This window comes from Oerskovia sp. PE-21s (assembly GCF_056158145.1).
In genome coordinates this window covers 1-13,603 of record NZ_JBUXJM010000011.1, presented here as the reverse complement: position 1 = coordinate 13,603, position 13,603 = coordinate 1, and the positions used below count along the sequence as shown (strand labels likewise).

General features: G+C 73.3%; 16 protein-coding genes. All 16 read right to left on the bottom strand.

All coding sequences use genetic code 11. The annotated features are described in order from the left end of the window. Nucleotides 1-3: 3 nt before the first annotated feature. Complete coding sequence (locus tag ACZDYF_RS17700; RefSeq protein ID WP_191791671.1) at nt 4-309, bottom strand: flagellar FlbD family protein; 306 nt, start codon at nt 307-309, stop codon at nt 4-6. 238 nt (nt 310-547) lie between these two features. Further along, nucleotides 548-1,729 carry a flagellar hook protein FlgE gene (locus ACZDYF_RS17695; RefSeq protein ID WP_191791670.1) on the bottom strand — a complete coding sequence of 394 codons (1,182 nt, stop codon included), beginning with the start codon at nt 1,727-1,729 and terminating at the stop codon, nt 548-550. Nucleotides 1,730-1,744: 15 nt separating this feature from the next. Then, nucleotides 1,745-2,224, bottom strand: coding sequence for a flagellar hook assembly protein FlgD (locus tag ACZDYF_RS17690; RefSeq protein ID WP_475060574.1), 480 nt, complete (start codon nt 2,222-2,224; stop codon nt 1,745-1,747). A 52-nt stretch (nt 2,225-2,276) separates the two neighbouring features. Further along, a complete protein-coding gene (locus ACZDYF_RS17685; RefSeq protein ID WP_475060571.1) occupies nt 2,277-3,818 on the bottom strand; it encodes a flagellar hook-length control protein FliK in 1,542 nt (513 codons plus the stop codon). Beyond that, nucleotides 3,815-4,558 carry a C40 family peptidase gene (locus ACZDYF_RS17680; protein ID WP_475060567.1) on the bottom strand — a complete coding sequence of 248 codons (744 nt, stop codon included), beginning with the start codon at nt 4,556-4,558 and terminating at the stop codon, nt 3,815-3,817. The genes ACZDYF_RS17685 and ACZDYF_RS17680 overlap by 4 nt, the downstream gene beginning before the upstream one ends. Further along, nucleotides 4,555-4,992, bottom strand: coding sequence for a flagellar export protein FliJ (locus ACZDYF_RS17675; RefSeq protein ID WP_191791666.1), 438 nt, complete (start codon nt 4,990-4,992; stop codon nt 4,555-4,557). Before ACZDYF_RS17675 ends, ACZDYF_RS17680 begins: the two co-directional genes overlap by 4 nt. Continuing rightward, nucleotides 4,992-6,395: a FliI/YscN family ATPase gene (locus tag ACZDYF_RS17670; RefSeq protein ID WP_475060564.1), complete on the bottom strand. Its 1,404-nt coding sequence runs from the start codon at nt 6,393-6,395 to the stop codon at nt 4,992-4,994. The genes ACZDYF_RS17675 and ACZDYF_RS17670 overlap by 1 nt, the downstream gene beginning before the upstream one ends. Next, the gene (locus ACZDYF_RS17665) at nt 6,392-7,081 is read right to left on the bottom strand and encodes a FliH/SctL family protein (protein ID WP_475060561.1); all 690 of its coding nucleotides are present in this window, start codon (nt 7,079-7,081) and stop codon (nt 6,392-6,394) included. The genes ACZDYF_RS17670 and ACZDYF_RS17665 overlap by 4 nt, the downstream gene beginning before the upstream one ends. Further along, nucleotides 7,071-8,228: a flagellar motor switch protein FliG gene (gene fliG, locus ACZDYF_RS17660; protein WP_239527331.1), complete on the bottom strand. Its 1,158-nt coding sequence runs from the start codon at nt 8,226-8,228 to the stop codon at nt 7,071-7,073. The genes ACZDYF_RS17665 and fliG overlap by 11 nt, the downstream gene beginning before the upstream one ends. Further along, on the bottom strand, nt 8,225-9,850 hold the full coding sequence (fliF, locus tag ACZDYF_RS17655; RefSeq protein WP_475060557.1) for a flagellar basal-body MS-ring/collar protein FliF: 1,626 nt from the start codon (nt 9,848-9,850) through the stop codon (nt 8,225-8,227). Before fliF ends, fliG begins: the two co-directional genes overlap by 4 nt. A gap of 1 nt (nt 9,851) precedes the next feature. After that, a complete protein-coding gene (gene fliE, locus ACZDYF_RS17650) occupies nt 9,852-10,193 on the bottom strand; it encodes a flagellar hook-basal body complex protein FliE (RefSeq protein ID WP_475060552.1) in 342 nt (113 codons plus the stop codon). Between the two features lie 5 nt (nt 10,194-10,198). Then, nucleotides 10,199-10,591: a flagellar basal body rod protein FlgC gene (locus ACZDYF_RS17645; RefSeq protein WP_191791661.1), complete on the bottom strand. Its 393-nt coding sequence runs from the start codon at nt 10,589-10,591 to the stop codon at nt 10,199-10,201. A gap of 1 nt (nt 10,592) precedes the next feature. Then, nucleotides 10,593-10,934 carry a flagellar basal body rod protein FlgB gene (locus ACZDYF_RS17640; RefSeq protein ID WP_191791660.1) on the bottom strand — a complete coding sequence of 114 codons (342 nt, stop codon included), beginning with the start codon at nt 10,932-10,934 and terminating at the stop codon, nt 10,593-10,595. A gap of 266 nt (nt 10,935-11,200) precedes the next feature. Beyond that, the gene (locus ACZDYF_RS17635) at nt 11,201-11,698 is read right to left on the bottom strand and encodes a hypothetical protein (protein ID WP_475060546.1); all 498 of its coding nucleotides are present in this window, start codon (nt 11,696-11,698) and stop codon (nt 11,201-11,203) included. After that, complete coding sequence (gene fliS / locus ACZDYF_RS17630; protein ID WP_475060542.1) at nt 11,688-12,113, bottom strand: flagellar export chaperone FliS; 426 nt, start codon at nt 12,111-12,113, stop codon at nt 11,688-11,690. The genes ACZDYF_RS17635 and fliS overlap by 11 nt, the downstream gene beginning before the upstream one ends. Before the next feature lie 21 nt (nt 12,114-12,134). Continuing rightward, nucleotides 12,135-13,505, bottom strand: a complete 1,371-nt coding sequence (gene fliD / locus ACZDYF_RS17625; RefSeq protein WP_475060538.1) for a flagellar filament capping protein FliD — start codon at nt 13,503-13,505, stop codon at nt 12,135-12,137. Nucleotides 13,506-13,603: the final 98 nt, after the last annotated feature.

Here is a 13,603-nt window from a genome sequence, read left to right as displayed (position 1 = left end):
GGCCTACTTCCTCGGGGTGGGCAGCGGGGTCACGGGGACCGGGACCCGGTCGTGCGCGGCCGGCTCGGGCCGGTCCGGCACGATGCCGAGCGGCGTGCGCTCGTTCGTGACGGTCATGGACTGCGCGAGCAGCAGGACGCGAGCCTTGTGCTCCTCGACCAGCCGGATCACGTCCTCCATGGACTCGGTGACGATGTATCGAGAACCGTCGATCAGCGTGACCCGGGTGTCCGGGTTGGTCTCGACTCGGGCCACGAGGTCCGCGTTGATCGCGATGCGCTCGGAGCTGAAGCGCGTGAGGACGATCACGGTTCCACCTTCGGGTCGGGTCGGGTCGCAGGGTGCGAAGGGCGTCTGGCCAGGTCTTTCGCGGCGCGGTGCACCGGTCGGCCCTGCCCCGCTGATCCGTACTCTCGGCAGCCGTCGTGCTCTCGTGAAGGCGAGGGTGGCTGAACCGTCCGGGCCGCCCCGAGCATGACGGTGCCCCCGGGACGGGTCGTCCCGGGGGCACCGTGGTGACCGCGCGCCGCCCCGCGCGCGGCCGTCGTCAACGCTTGAGGTTGACGAGTTCGGTCAGCACCTCGTCGGAGGTGGTGATGACGCGCGAGTTCGCCTGGAACCCGCGCTGGGACACGATGAGGTTCGTGAACTCCTGCGAGAGGTCCACGTTCGACATCTCCAGGTAGCCGGCCGTGATGGAGCCCATGCCCTGGTCCCCTGCACCGCCCACGATGACCTCGCCCGAGTACTGCGTCGCGGCGTAGGTCGAGCCGCCCGCCTTCTCGAGGCCGCCCATGTTGGTGAAGGACGCCAGCGCCACCTGGCCGAGGACGGCCGTCTTGCCGTTCGAGTAGGTGCCGATGATCGACCCGTTGCCGGAGACCGAGTACGACTTGAGCGACCCGGCCGCGGCGCCGTCCTTGGCCGAGACCGCGACGTTCGACAGCCCCGCGTAGGACGTGACGGTGCCCAGGTCGATGGCCACGCCCGCGACCGTGAGCGACCCGCCCGCCGTGAGGGCGCCGTCGGTGAAGGTCAGGTCCTGCGGCCCTCCGATGACGGTCCCCGTCGCAGCGTCGAGCGCGCTCACCGACCACGTGCCGCCGGTCGCGGTGAACTCGAGCGACATCTTGGTCGACGTGCCGAGCTCGTCGAAGATCTCGATGTCGCGCACCACCTTGGTGCCGTCCTTCGCGTCGGCCGGCAGGTTGCCGCCGAGCGTGACGCTCGTCGTGGCCTCGGGCGGGGCGACGTCGCCGACCGGGATCGTGAGACGGCCGAGGGGGCCGCTCGTGTTGACGACCCCGTTGACCGCCGTCCAGCCGCGGACGAACGCGCCGTCTGCGTTGACCAGTCGGCCGCTGGCGTCGAAGTCGAACGCACCGTTGCGGGTGTAGAGCTGCTGGCCGCCGCTCTCGACGACGAAGAACCCGTCGCCGTCGATCATGAGGTCGGTCGCGACGCCCGTGGCCTGGGACGCACCCTGCGTGAACTGCGTCGTGATCGCCGCGGTCGTGACGCCGAGGCCGATCTGGGCGGGGTTGGAGCCACCGACCTGCTGGTCAGGCGCGACACCCGCGGCGACGAGCTGCGAGAGCGTGTCCTGGAACTGGGTGCGCGAGGACTTGAAGCCCGTCGTGTTGACGTTGGCGATGTTGTTGCCCGTCACGTCCAGCATGGTCTGGTGGGCTCGCAGACCGGAGATTCCGGTGTTGAGAGAACGGAGCACGAGAGTCCTTTCGGGTCAGGCGGCTGCGCCGGCCTGGCTGTCGGTTGCGCCGTCCGTGGCGGGTGGGGGTTCGGTGGCATCCGTGCTGACCGTGCCGGTGACGCCGGAGACCTTGTCGAGCGCGATGCTCTTGTCGCCGATCGTCACCGTGGGGACGGCGTCCTTGTAGGACACCGCGGTGGCGATGCCCGTGTGCTCGACGCCGTCCGCGTCGAGGTAGGACACCTCCTTGCCGAGCAGGGTGGCGGCCGCGTCGCGCATCTGCAGCGCGAACGCCTCCTGCTGCCGCACCGCGGAGTCCTCGACGAGGGTCCGCATGGCGCTGAGGGACTCCATCATGGCCAGCGACGTCGTCTGGGCGACGATCTCGCTGGTCTCCATGGAGCTGGACGGGTCCTGGTTGCGGAGCTGCGTCACGAGCAGCCCGAGGAACAGCTCGCTGTCGTACTCCTGCTTGGGGGCGCGCGCGTTCTGCGTGCGCGGGGCGGTCTCCACGGGGGCGGAGACGGGCCCGGTGACGGGGGGGGACCGGCACGTCGTTCCTCTCTCAGACGAGGACGTCGAGGCGCCGGGAGGCCCCCGGCGTCGTGTCGTCCACTGTCGGCTGGATGGTCTGGTCGGTGGTCGCCCCGGGGACACCGGGACGTGCACCGGTGCGGGACTGCCACGGGTGCTGCTCGCCGGGGCGACCGGCGGTGCCGGCTCCTGCGTCTCCCGCGGTGCCGTTGCCGGACCCGGCCTGGTGGCCGGTCCCCTGCGCCGGTGCCTCCTTCGCGTCCGAGACCGACAGCGACGCCGTGGGCGCGATGCCCGCGAGGTCGCGGCGGAGCTCGGCCGCGAGGGCACGCAGGGCGTCGCGGCCCGCGTCGTGCGGGGCGAAGAGCTCGATCCGCAGCTCGCCGCCCGCGATGTGGGCCCGGACGGTCACGGGGCCCAGGTTGTCGGGGGTCACCGACAGCGTGAGCACGTGGTCGCCGTCGCCCGCGTCGAGGAGCTGGAACACGGGTCCGGAGACCTGGGCGTGGAGCGTGGGCGTCGCCTGGGGCGTGGCGGGGGCAGGGACGACCTGCCCGACGGCGCCGCTCACCGGGGCCTGCACCACCGGCACCGGCGCGGGGACGACCTGGCCGGGCGCCGCCGTCGGCTCGGGGGCGACCTCGCCCGCGCCGGTCGGGAGAGCCGCGCCGGAGGCGGGAGCGGTCGCGGCCGGTGCCGTTCCGGAGGTCGGCGACCCCGTCGACGTCACCGTCACGGCAGCGTCGGGGTGCTGCTGCCCGCCGCCCGACGAGGAGCCCGCTCCCCCGCCGGAGCTCTGCCCGGCGGTGGCGGGAGCGGTCGCGGCACCGAGGGGCGCGGCGTCGGTCGGAGCGGTACCCGGCGCGGTCGCCCCTGTCGAGGTCCCGCTCGGAGCGACGCCCTGCCCGGCGATCTGCTCCGCCGTCCGGCCGACGCCGTCCGTAGGCTCCCCCGCGCCGCCGACCGGTGGCACGGGCGCACTGGCCTGCTCTTCCGGTCCTGACGAGGCGGGCCCGCCGACGTCCACGTGGCCGCCCGCAGCGCCGAGAAGGCCGGGGACACCGGCGCTCCCCGCCGTGCCGACCTGGTCCGGCGTCCCGGTCGGTCCCGGCAGCACGGGGACGACGGGCAGGAGCACGGCGGCCGCCTGACCGTCGAGCGTCCCGGCCCCCTCGACGCCGCTCCCCCCGTCGGACCCGTCGGTGCCGTCGGCCCCGGCAGCGCCACCTGCGCCACCGGACCCCGCGGCGCCTCCGCCCCCGACGAGACCGTCGGCCACCGTCCCGTCCGCCCCCGGCCCCCACCCCTGGCCCCCGTCGGCGGGCGTGCTCGCCTGTCCGCCCGAGGACCCGGGCAGGCCGGGACGCCCCGGGTGCGCGGCGCCGTCGGGCAGGGTGCCCACGACGCTCGACCCCTCACCGGAGGTCGGTGCGCCCCCCGGCCCGGCGGCCTCGTCCGACGCCGCGGCGAGCGACCGGCCGAACGCGTCCGAGGAGTCCCCGGCACCGCGGCGCGCACCGGGCGCGGCAGCGGGCGCGAGGACGCTCGCGAGCGACGACGTGACCGCGGTCATGCCGCCACCCCCGCGCCCAGCACCCGACGGATCGTGGTCACGGACGCGTCCGTGACCGAGGTGATCTCGACCGTCTGCCCGGGCTTGGGCGAGTGGATCATCTGCCCGTCGCCCAGGTAGATGCCGATGTGCTTGCCACCCCGCTGGACGATCAGGTCGCCGGGCTGCGCCTGCGCGAGCGACGCGACCTCGGTGCCCTGACGCATCTGGTCGCGCGCGACCCGCGGGAGGTCGATGCCGTGCGCGCCGAACACGAGCTGGACGAGTCCCGAGCAGTCGAGACCGCCCTCGGCCAGGCTCTCCCCTCCCCAGACGTACGGCACCCCCAGGTACTGCTTGGCGGTCTCGAGGATCGCTCCCGCGCTGCCCGTGGCACCCGTGGCCGGGGCCCCCGACGCCGGGGACACCGCAGCGGTCGCGCCCGCCGTGGTCGCGCCCCCCTTCCCGGCGAGCGACGAGAACAGCCCCGCGAGGTCGAGCGTCCCCGTGCCCGTCCCGGTGCCCGTGGCGGACCCGCCGAGCGAGGACAACAGGCTGCCGAACAGGTCGGACGAGCCGGCCCCCTCCCCCGCGCCGACGGCGGCGAGGACCGACGCGAAGTCGGTCGCGCCCGTCGCGCCCGTGCCCGAGGTGGTGCCCGTCCCGGACGTCGACGCGCTGCGCGTCGCCGTGGGGTCCTGGAGGGTCGCGATCTCGGTGCGGATCTCCCCGACGCGAGCCAGGGCCTGGGTCATGCTCATGCTCCGGTGGTCCTTCCGGTGGTCGGTCGCCACGTCGACGAGGCGACCTCGTCGAGCGTGACCTGCTCGGCGCGGCCCTCGGCGCGCGCGACGTCCTGGTCGTGGCGGTCCTCGAGCTTCTCGAGCCCCAGGCGCGCGGTCCGCGCTCCCTGGAGCCCGCTGAACGCCGCGTCGACCTCGGCCGACTTCCGTCGCGCCTCGGCCTCGAGAGCCGCGAACATCGCGCTCGTGGCGGCCCGCGAGGCCGCGATGGCGGCGAGGGACGCCCCCGTCGTCGCACGGTCGGGCGACGACTCGAGGTACGCCGAGAGCCCGCCCGCCTCCTCGACGGTCTGCGCGAGGTCCGCGTGGGCGCTCGCGAGCCGCGCCTTGGCCGTGTCCTCCTCGAGCCGCCGCAGCCGCAGCACCCCCGCGAGCCGGAACTTGGTGCTCATCACGCCTCCCCGTCGATCAGGGCCTCGGTCAGCCGCGCGAGGCGCGACCACGTCTCCTCGGCCGGTGTGCCGTCCGTCATGGCTTGCTGGAGAAAGGCGTCGATCGCGCGCTCGTGCGCGATCGCCGCGTCCACGAGCTGGTCGGTGCCCTTCTTGTAGGCCCCGATGTCGAGGATGTCCTGGGCCTTGCGACGTGCCGCGAGCACCTTGCGCAGGGTCAGCGCGAGCGACCTCTGCTCGGGAGTCGTCACGCGCGACGCGACGCGCGAGATCGACCCGAGCGGGTCCACGGCCGGGTAGTGGCCGGACACCGCGATGGCCCGGTCGAGCACCACGTGCCCGTCGAGGATCGAGCGCGCCTGGTCGGCGATCGGCTCGTTGTGGTCGTCCCCGTCGACCAGGACCGTATAGATCCCCGTCACGGAGCCGCGCACGCCCGTGCCGGCCCGCTCGAGCAGGTTCGCCATGAGGGAGAAGGTCGACGGCGGGTAGCCCCGCGTCGCGGGTGGCTCGCCGACCGACAGCCCGATCTCGCGCTGCGCCATGGACACGCGCGTGAGCGAGTCCATCATGAGCACGACGTGCGCGCCCTCGTCCCGGAACGCCTCGGCGATCCGGGTCGCCGTGAACGCAGCCCGACGGCGCATCATGGCCGGCTCGTCCGACGTCGCGACCACCACGACCGACCGGGCCAGGCCTTCGGGCCCCAGGTCGTCCTCGAGGAACTCGCGGACCTCACGACCGCGCTCGCCGACGAGGGCGATGACCGAGACCTCGGCGTCGGTCCCGCGGGCCACCATCGACAGCAGCGACGACTTGCCCACGCCCGAGCCCGCGAACAGGCCGATGCGCTGCCCGCGCCCGAGGGTCACGAGGGAGTCGAGCACGCGCACGCCCGTCTGGAGCGGCGTGTCGATGCGGGCACGATCCATCGCCGAGGGCGCCTCGTTGTCGACCGGCACCCGCGCGTCGCTGACGATCGGTCCCAGCCCGTCGACCGGGCGCCCGAGCGCGTCGATGACGCGGCCGAACAGGCCGCGACCCGTGGGGACGAGGATGCCCGTCCCGCTCGTGCGCACGGGGGCGCCGGCACCCACCCCGGTCAGCCTGCCCAGCGGCATGCACCGAGCCAGCCCCTGCGACGTCGCCACGACCTCGGCCGCGACACCGTGCGGCGCGTCCCCGATGTGCACCAGGTCGCCCAGGGCGCACCGCACGCCCGCGACCTCGACGCTCAGACCGACCGCCGACGACACGACCCCGACCCGCTCGGGGCGGGCGGCCGCGGCCAGCGCGTCGAGCGCGGCAGGGCGCCACGAGGCCCGCCCGAGGGCGTGGGCCGGCGCTGACGGAGCGCCAGGTGCGGGCCCGGACGGCTTCTCGGCCACGTCGGTCGCGGTCATGCCACGGCCCTCCCGGCACCGGGCCGCCGGCCCGGGTGGCGCCCCTCGGCCGAGCCGTCGAACCCACCCGTCCCGGGGTGCTCCGCCGCCTCGACGAGGGTCGCGAGCTCGGCCCGGGCGCGCTCGACCGCCGCCCCGACGCGGGCGTCGAGGTAGCCCTTCTCGAGGTCCGCCACGGCGTCGCCACGACGGAGCGACGCGTCGGGCACGAGCACGGGCTCCCGGACACCGGCCTCGGTGAGCAGGCGCACGTCGTCCGGGTGCAGGCGGACCTCGACGACCGCAGCCTCGGCGCTCGACGTCACGCGGGCGAGAGCCGCGTGCGCGGCCAGGGAGCGATCGGCGAGCTGCAGGCCGACGATCGCCTCGGCGAGGTCCAGCGCCCCGCGCAGGGTGGCCTCCTGCGCGGCCTCGACGACCGGCACCGTCCGCTCGGCGAGCGCTCGCGCGGCCTCGTGCAGCAGCACGACCGTGCGACGGATGCTCTCGACCTGCTCGGCCGCCCGGCGTGCGTGCTCCTCCTCGAGGGAGGCCCGCAGCCGGTCCACGCCCTCCTGTGCAGCACGGGCGCCCGCGGCGTACCCCGCGGCGTACCCGCGGGCGGACGCGGCCGCCTCGACCTCCTGGGCCCGCGAGCTGTGCAGCACCGGGACCGCGTTCGGGACGAACGCCGACTCAGTAGACAAGCTCGTCCCCGTCCGTGCGGTGGATCGTGATCTTCTCGTCGGCCTCGAGGTCCCGGACGATACGGACGATCTCGGCTCGTGCCTCCTCGACCTGGCTCACGCGCACGCCACCCAGGCCCGCGATCTCCTCGTCGAGGAGCGTGCGGTTGCGCGCCGAGATGTTGGTCGTGACGGCCTCGACGACCCGCGCGGTCGTCCCCTTCATCGCGAGCGCGAGCACGGACATCTCCACGCCCCGCAGGATGATCTGGACGTCGCGCGCCTCGAACGAGGCGATGTCCTCGAACGTCAGCATGCGCGAGCGCACCTCGTCGGCGAGGGCAGGGTCCCGCGCCTCGAGGCCCTCGAGCAGCGCCTTCTCCGTCGCGACGTCCGAGCGGTTGATGATGTCGACGAGGGGCTGGACGCCGCCGATGATCTCGACCGGCTGCCGAGGCGCGATGCTCGCCCCCATCCGGGCGCGGAACTGGTCCGAGACGAGCTTGACCGCCTCGGGGGACGCCGTGCCCATCGTGGCCAGCGCCTGCGCCACGTCGGTGCGGTAGTCGTCGGCGAGGTTGGCCAGCACCGACGACGCGACGGTCGCGCTCAGGTGCGCGAGCACGAGGGCGACGGTCTGCGGGTGCTCACCGTCGAGCAGCGAGATGATCTGCCCCGGCTCGGTCCCGTCCAGGTACTCGAAGGCCTTGCCCTGCATGCTCGCCACGAGGCGCTCGACGACGTCGGCAGCCTTGTCGACTCCCAACGAGGCCTCGAGCAGGCCCACCGCGAGGTCCTTGCCTCCTCGCGGGCGAGGGCTGCCGGACAACGCCATGTCGTAGAACTCGTCGAGCGCAGCGACCGCGAGGTCCGGGTCGACGACCTGGGTGCGCATGATCTCCGCCGCGACCTCGCCCGTCTCCTCCTCGGAGAACAGCGACATGACCGTCGCCGCACGCTCCTGGCTCATCTGCATGAGGACGAGCGCGACCTTCTGGACACCGGACATGCCGGCGATCCTGCGCACCGTCTCGACCGGGAGCTGCGGCTCCCCGGAGGCCGGGGCGTCGACCGTGATCGTCTGCGTCACGCCCGCCCCCGAGGTGCCGACCGTCCCCGCCGGTGCATCCTGCACGCCGGTGCCCGGCGCGTTCGTCGTGATCGTCATCGCCGCACCGACCGGTCCTCGGCCAGCAGCACGCGCAGGTACTCGGCCGTCTTGTCCGGGTCGGCCCCGGCGAGCGCGTCCACCTCGGCCCGACGCTGGTCCAGGCTCGAGAAGCGGGGCGTCGGAGGCTGGATCTCGGGGCGCGTGGGCACCGGCTCGAGCAGACCGTCGCCGTCGTCACGACCGCCGCGCACCGGCCCGAACTCGTCGAGACCGTCGTGCACGGGGTGCAGCTCGAGGTCCGCGATGTCGACCGTCTCGCGGCGCTCCCGGCGCCGGCGGGCCCGTGACCAGACCACGAGACCCAGGACGACGAGCAGGAGGATGCCCGTGATGACCGCCCCGGTCCGCAGCATCTGGCCCTGCTGCTCGGCGGCCGCTGCCGCCTCGGCAGCGGCGAGCGCGGCCTGGGCGGCATCCGCAGCCCCCGTGTCGAAGACGAGACGCTCGACCTCGATCACGTCCCCGCGCTCCGCGTTGATGCCGGCCGCAGCCGCGACGAGGCTCGTGATCGCCGCGGTGTTGCCCGCCCCGGCCGCGTCGGCGTTGAGCGCGACCGACACCGTCTGGCGCGTCAGGGCGCCCGCGGGCCGCGTCGTCGTCTCCGTGGTCTTGTCGATCGCGTTGTTGCGCGTCGCGTCCTGCGACGTGTAGCTGCTGTCACCGGTGCCGCCGTTGGGGACCGCGATGTTGTCCGGCCCCAGCACTCCCGCGCCGCCGCCTCCCATTCCGGTGTACTCCTCGGTCGTGGTCGACTCGTTGAGCACCGGCGCGTTCTCGGGAGCGGTGAACGTCTCCTCTAGACGCTCCGAGCTCGACACGTCCATCTCGGCGGTCACCGCGACGGTCGAGTTCCCCGCACCGACGACGCGGTCGAGCATGGCCTGCACCGCGCGGGCCGTGCGCTCCTCGTACTCCGAGCTCTGCTTGCCCGACGACCGGGTGCCCACGCCGACCTCCGACAGGACCGCGCCGCTCTGGTCCACGACCGCGACGTCGGTGGGCGACATGCCGTCGATCGAGGCCGACACCAGGTGCACCATGGCCTCCACCTGCTCGGGGGCCAGCGACTTCCCACGGGTCGGGGCCACGAACACCGACGCCGTCGGCGTGCCCTTCTCCGCGGCGAAGACCGTCGCCTCCGGGATCGCTAGCTGCACGGTCGCGGTCGAGACGTTGTCCATGGCGCCGATCGTGCGCGCCAGCTCGCCCTCGAGCGCACGCTTGTACGTCACGTCCTGCTGGAACTCGCTCGACGTCACGCCCATCTCGTCGAGCAGCGAGTACCCGCCGGTCGACTCGTCGGCGGGCAGCCCCGCCGCGGCGGCCGCGAGCCGCTGCTCGTACACCTGCTCCTCGGGCACGAGCACCGTCGCTCCGCCGTCGGACAGCTGGTAGGGGACGCCCTGCGACCTGAGCTGGTCCACGATCGCCGAGGCGTCCGCGCTCGACATGCCCGAGTACAGGGGCGCGTAGCTCGGACGCGACACCCAGGACACGAGGCCGACCACGGCGACCACGAGGATCGCGAGGGCGAGGACCGCGAGCGTGCGCTGCGCGATCGTGAAGTCGCGGACGGCGCCGAACGCGCGCCCGAACGACGACTTGATCTTCTCCGGCATGTCAGGCCTGCATCCTCATGATCTCGTTGAACGCGTCGACCGCCTTGTTGCGCACGGTGGCGACGAGCTCGAGGGTGGTCGCGGCACGCGTCGAGGCGATCGTCGCCTGGTGGATGTCCGCCAGGTCGCCCGAGACGGCGGCGATCGTCAGCTCGTTGGACGCCGCCTGCAGCTGCTGGGTGTTGTCGACCGCGCCGCCGAGGACCGAGGCGAACGCGCTCGCGCCCACCTGTCCGGTCGACGCGGGGGCCGTGGTCGGCGACAGGGCGGACAGCGCCGACGCCGCCTCGGCGCCCGACAGGTAGCCGGTCGCGGTCGTGGGCTCGATGGGAGACACAGGCATGGGGCTCACTTCCCGATCTGGAGTGCTGCTTCGTAGGCCGTCTTGGCCCGGTCGACGACCGCCGCGTTCGCCTGGTACCCGCGCTGGGCCAGGATGAGATGCCCCATCTGCTCGGACATGTCGATGTCCGGATAGCGCACGTACCCGTCCTCGTCGGCGAGCGGGTGGTCCGGCTCGTACGTGACGCGCCCCTCCTCGCTGCCCCAGGCGGCGCCCGCGACGAACGCGCCGGGGCTGTCGTTGCCACCCTCCTGGACGGTCACGTAGCGGGCGCGGAACGCGGCGTCGTCGGTCGACGTCACGGTGTTCACGTTGGAGAGGTTGTCGGCGACCGCGTCGAGCCACTTGCGGTGCACGGTCAGGCCGGAGCCGGCGATGCCGATCGCGTCGAAGGTCATCTCAGCTCGTCCTCATCGCCGCGCGCAGCGAGGCCGCCTCGCCACCGACGGCCTGCGTCGCGAACTGGTAGCGCAGCACGGTGTCGATGTTCGAGAGGGTCTCGGTGTCCAGGTTGACGTTCGAGCCGTTGAGCTGGGTCGGCTCGAGCGAGCGCGCCACGCTGAACGCCACACGTCCCTCGCCCGAGGCGACGGAGGAGGCCAACGCCTGCTCGAACTGCACCCGCTTGGCGGTGTACCCGGGGGTGTTGATGTTGGCGATGTTCTCCGCGATCACGCGTTGACGGGCGGAGAGCCCGTCGAGCGCGCTCTGGAGCGCCAAGGAGGTCACGGAGTCGAACACGTTCGCGGTATCCCCACGTCGAAGGTGTGTCGGCCGTCCCATGGCCTGCGGAGTGAGCGGTCCGTGCTCACCATGACCTCTCGGCCGCTCCGCGGCCGTCGTGCGTCGCGCACCCTGACCCGGGTCGCGGGTGAGGTGATGCGTCGTCGTGTCACGTCGAGCCCTATGCAAGGCTGCGGGGAGTCAGTCGTCGTCGACCGTGCCGCGGCGTGCGCGGAGGCGTCGGGCGCGCCGGGCGACGTCGTCGAGCGCCCGGAACGGAACGGTCAGGCCTCGACGTCGAGGTAGGCGGCGACCGGTGCGTCGTGCACGGTCGGCACGGCGGACAGCGCTCGCGCGTGCCGGCGGTTCTCCGCGACCGCGTCGTGCAGGTGGTCGACGACGTGCGCATGGCCCGCCAGGACCTCGAGCGCGCGGTCCACCAGGGAGGCGGGCAGACGCCCCAGGTCGGTCGGCGGGGTCCACAGGACGAGCCTGCCCATGACCTCGCCGCCGGCGTCGGGGCCCGCCCCTGCCGCCATCGCCGCGAGGTCGTCCAGGACGCGGGACCAGGCGGCGTGCGGGTCCGCGGCCGCGTCGGTGTCACCGTGCGGGTCGAGGGCTCCGCGAAGGTCGAGGGCGAGGTCCGGCTCGGGAGCGGCCGGCGGTTCGGGCACGTCCGCGAGGGGCGGGGAGCCCTGCTCCCGCGAGGGCTCCCACACCGCCGGTGCCGCCGGTGCCGCCGTCCCTGGCCTGGCAGCCACGAGCTGCGAGTCAGGCGACACCGGACACACCGCCCGTGCGGACGGACGAGGTGCTGTCGTGCCCTGCCGGGAGCACCTCGGCAGCCTGGCGCCACGTCTCCTGCAGCGGCAGGACGAGCTCGAGCACCTCGTGCGTGCGCGCGATGTCCCGGTGGACGTTCGCCGCGACCAGCGCCTCGTGCACGTAGACGTACACGGCGAGGAGGTCCTCGCCGCCGTCCCAGACGGAGGTGTTGAGCGAGCCCATGAGCTCCGCGACGATCGCCTGCGCGTGCAGGAGCTGCTCGGAGGCCGCCGTCCAGCGCTCCTCGCCCTGCGCGACCTCGGCCCGGCGCAGGTCGAGCACCAGCCGGTCGTAGAGCATGGTCAGCAGACGCGCCGGCGACGCGGTGAGGATGGCGTCGCGCCCGTAGGCGCTCTGGGCGAGGTTGGTCACGGGGTTTCCTTCGCGGGAGGGTCAGCGCTTGGACGGGTTCAGGGCGTTGAGCTGTCCCGTGAGCCACTGCTGCTGGGAGTCGAGCTTCGCGAGCTGCACCTCCATCGAGGTGAACTGCGCGCTGAGCCGGTTGTAACGCTGCTCGAGGCGCGTGTCCCACCGGACGATCTGCTCGTCCATCCGCTTCGCGTTGGTCTCGCGGTTCTGGATCGAGGTGGTCAGCTGGCCGTCGTACTTGTCCGACAGCGACTCCGCGGCCTCCTGGACGCGGGCAGCGACCTTGTTGAACGTGGCCGTGACCTTGTTCGGGTCCGCGGCCAGGGCTGCGTCGAGCTTCTTGGGGTCGAACACGACCTCGCCGGTACGCGTGATCTCGATGCCGATCGCGGACAGCGACTCGCCGTCGATCGGGTAGGACGCGGCGTCGGTCAGCGTCTGGCGCGCGTTGCGCACGACGGACTCCCCGGCCAGCGTCGCGCCCGTCGTCGATCCGTCGGCCGCGATCGTGACCTTGGTCAGCGCGGCCATGCGGGACAGGATCGACTGGACCGAGTCGACGAAGCCCTTGACCGTGGCGGTCCGTGCCTCGGTGTCCTCGTTGACCGTGATGGTCACCGGGTTGGCGGAGGCCTTGGCGACCGTGACGTCCACGCCCGGGAGCAGGTCCGTGAAGACCGCGGTGGACGACGTCACGGTCTGCTCGGCGGGCGTCCCTGCCCACAGGCGCACCTTCGAGTCGGCGGCGGCCGTCACGGTCGCCGCCCCCGGGGCGGTGAGGAGGTCGGTCGCGGTGCCGCCGTCCACCTCGGCCGCGGTCCCGGCGTGGAACGAGAACGCGTTCTCGGCACCGGTCTCGGTCGACGTGAGCTGCAGGCGGTAGAGCTTCTCGCCCGTGCCGGGGTCGGTGCCGGCGGACACCTTGACGGCACGGACGCCCGTGTCCGACCCGTTGAGGGCCGTGACGACGTCGTCGAGCGAGGAGGAAGCCGCCGTGACCTCGGTGTGCGCGCCCTTGGCGTCGGTGATCGTGAACTTCGTGCCGGGGGCCGTGCTCATGGCACCGGTCACGGACTTCTGGCCCGCGGCGACCGAGTCGACGACGAGGTCGATCGTGCCCGCTCCGGCCGCCGGCTTGGCCGTCACCGCGACGGCGTCCGACGAGCTCGTCGCCTTGAACTGCGCGAGGGCGTTGGGAGACGTGAGGTCCTTGGCGGACTTCGCGAGCGCAGCGATGCGCGTGTTGAGGTCCTGGAGCGCCGTGATCTCGGTGCGCTGGAGCTTGACCTTGGCCTGGAGGTTGAGCTGGGGGATCGATTCGACCTTCATGAGGTCCGCCACCAGCGCCTTGACGTCGAGACCGCTCGACGTCAGGCCGGAGAGAGTGATGCCCACGGGAAAAGCCTCCAGGACGTTGGGGTCGGCTGGGTCAGCCAGGATCAGGTCGGTGAGGGAAGAGCACCCGACGGACGGCGACCTGTGCGGACGCCGCC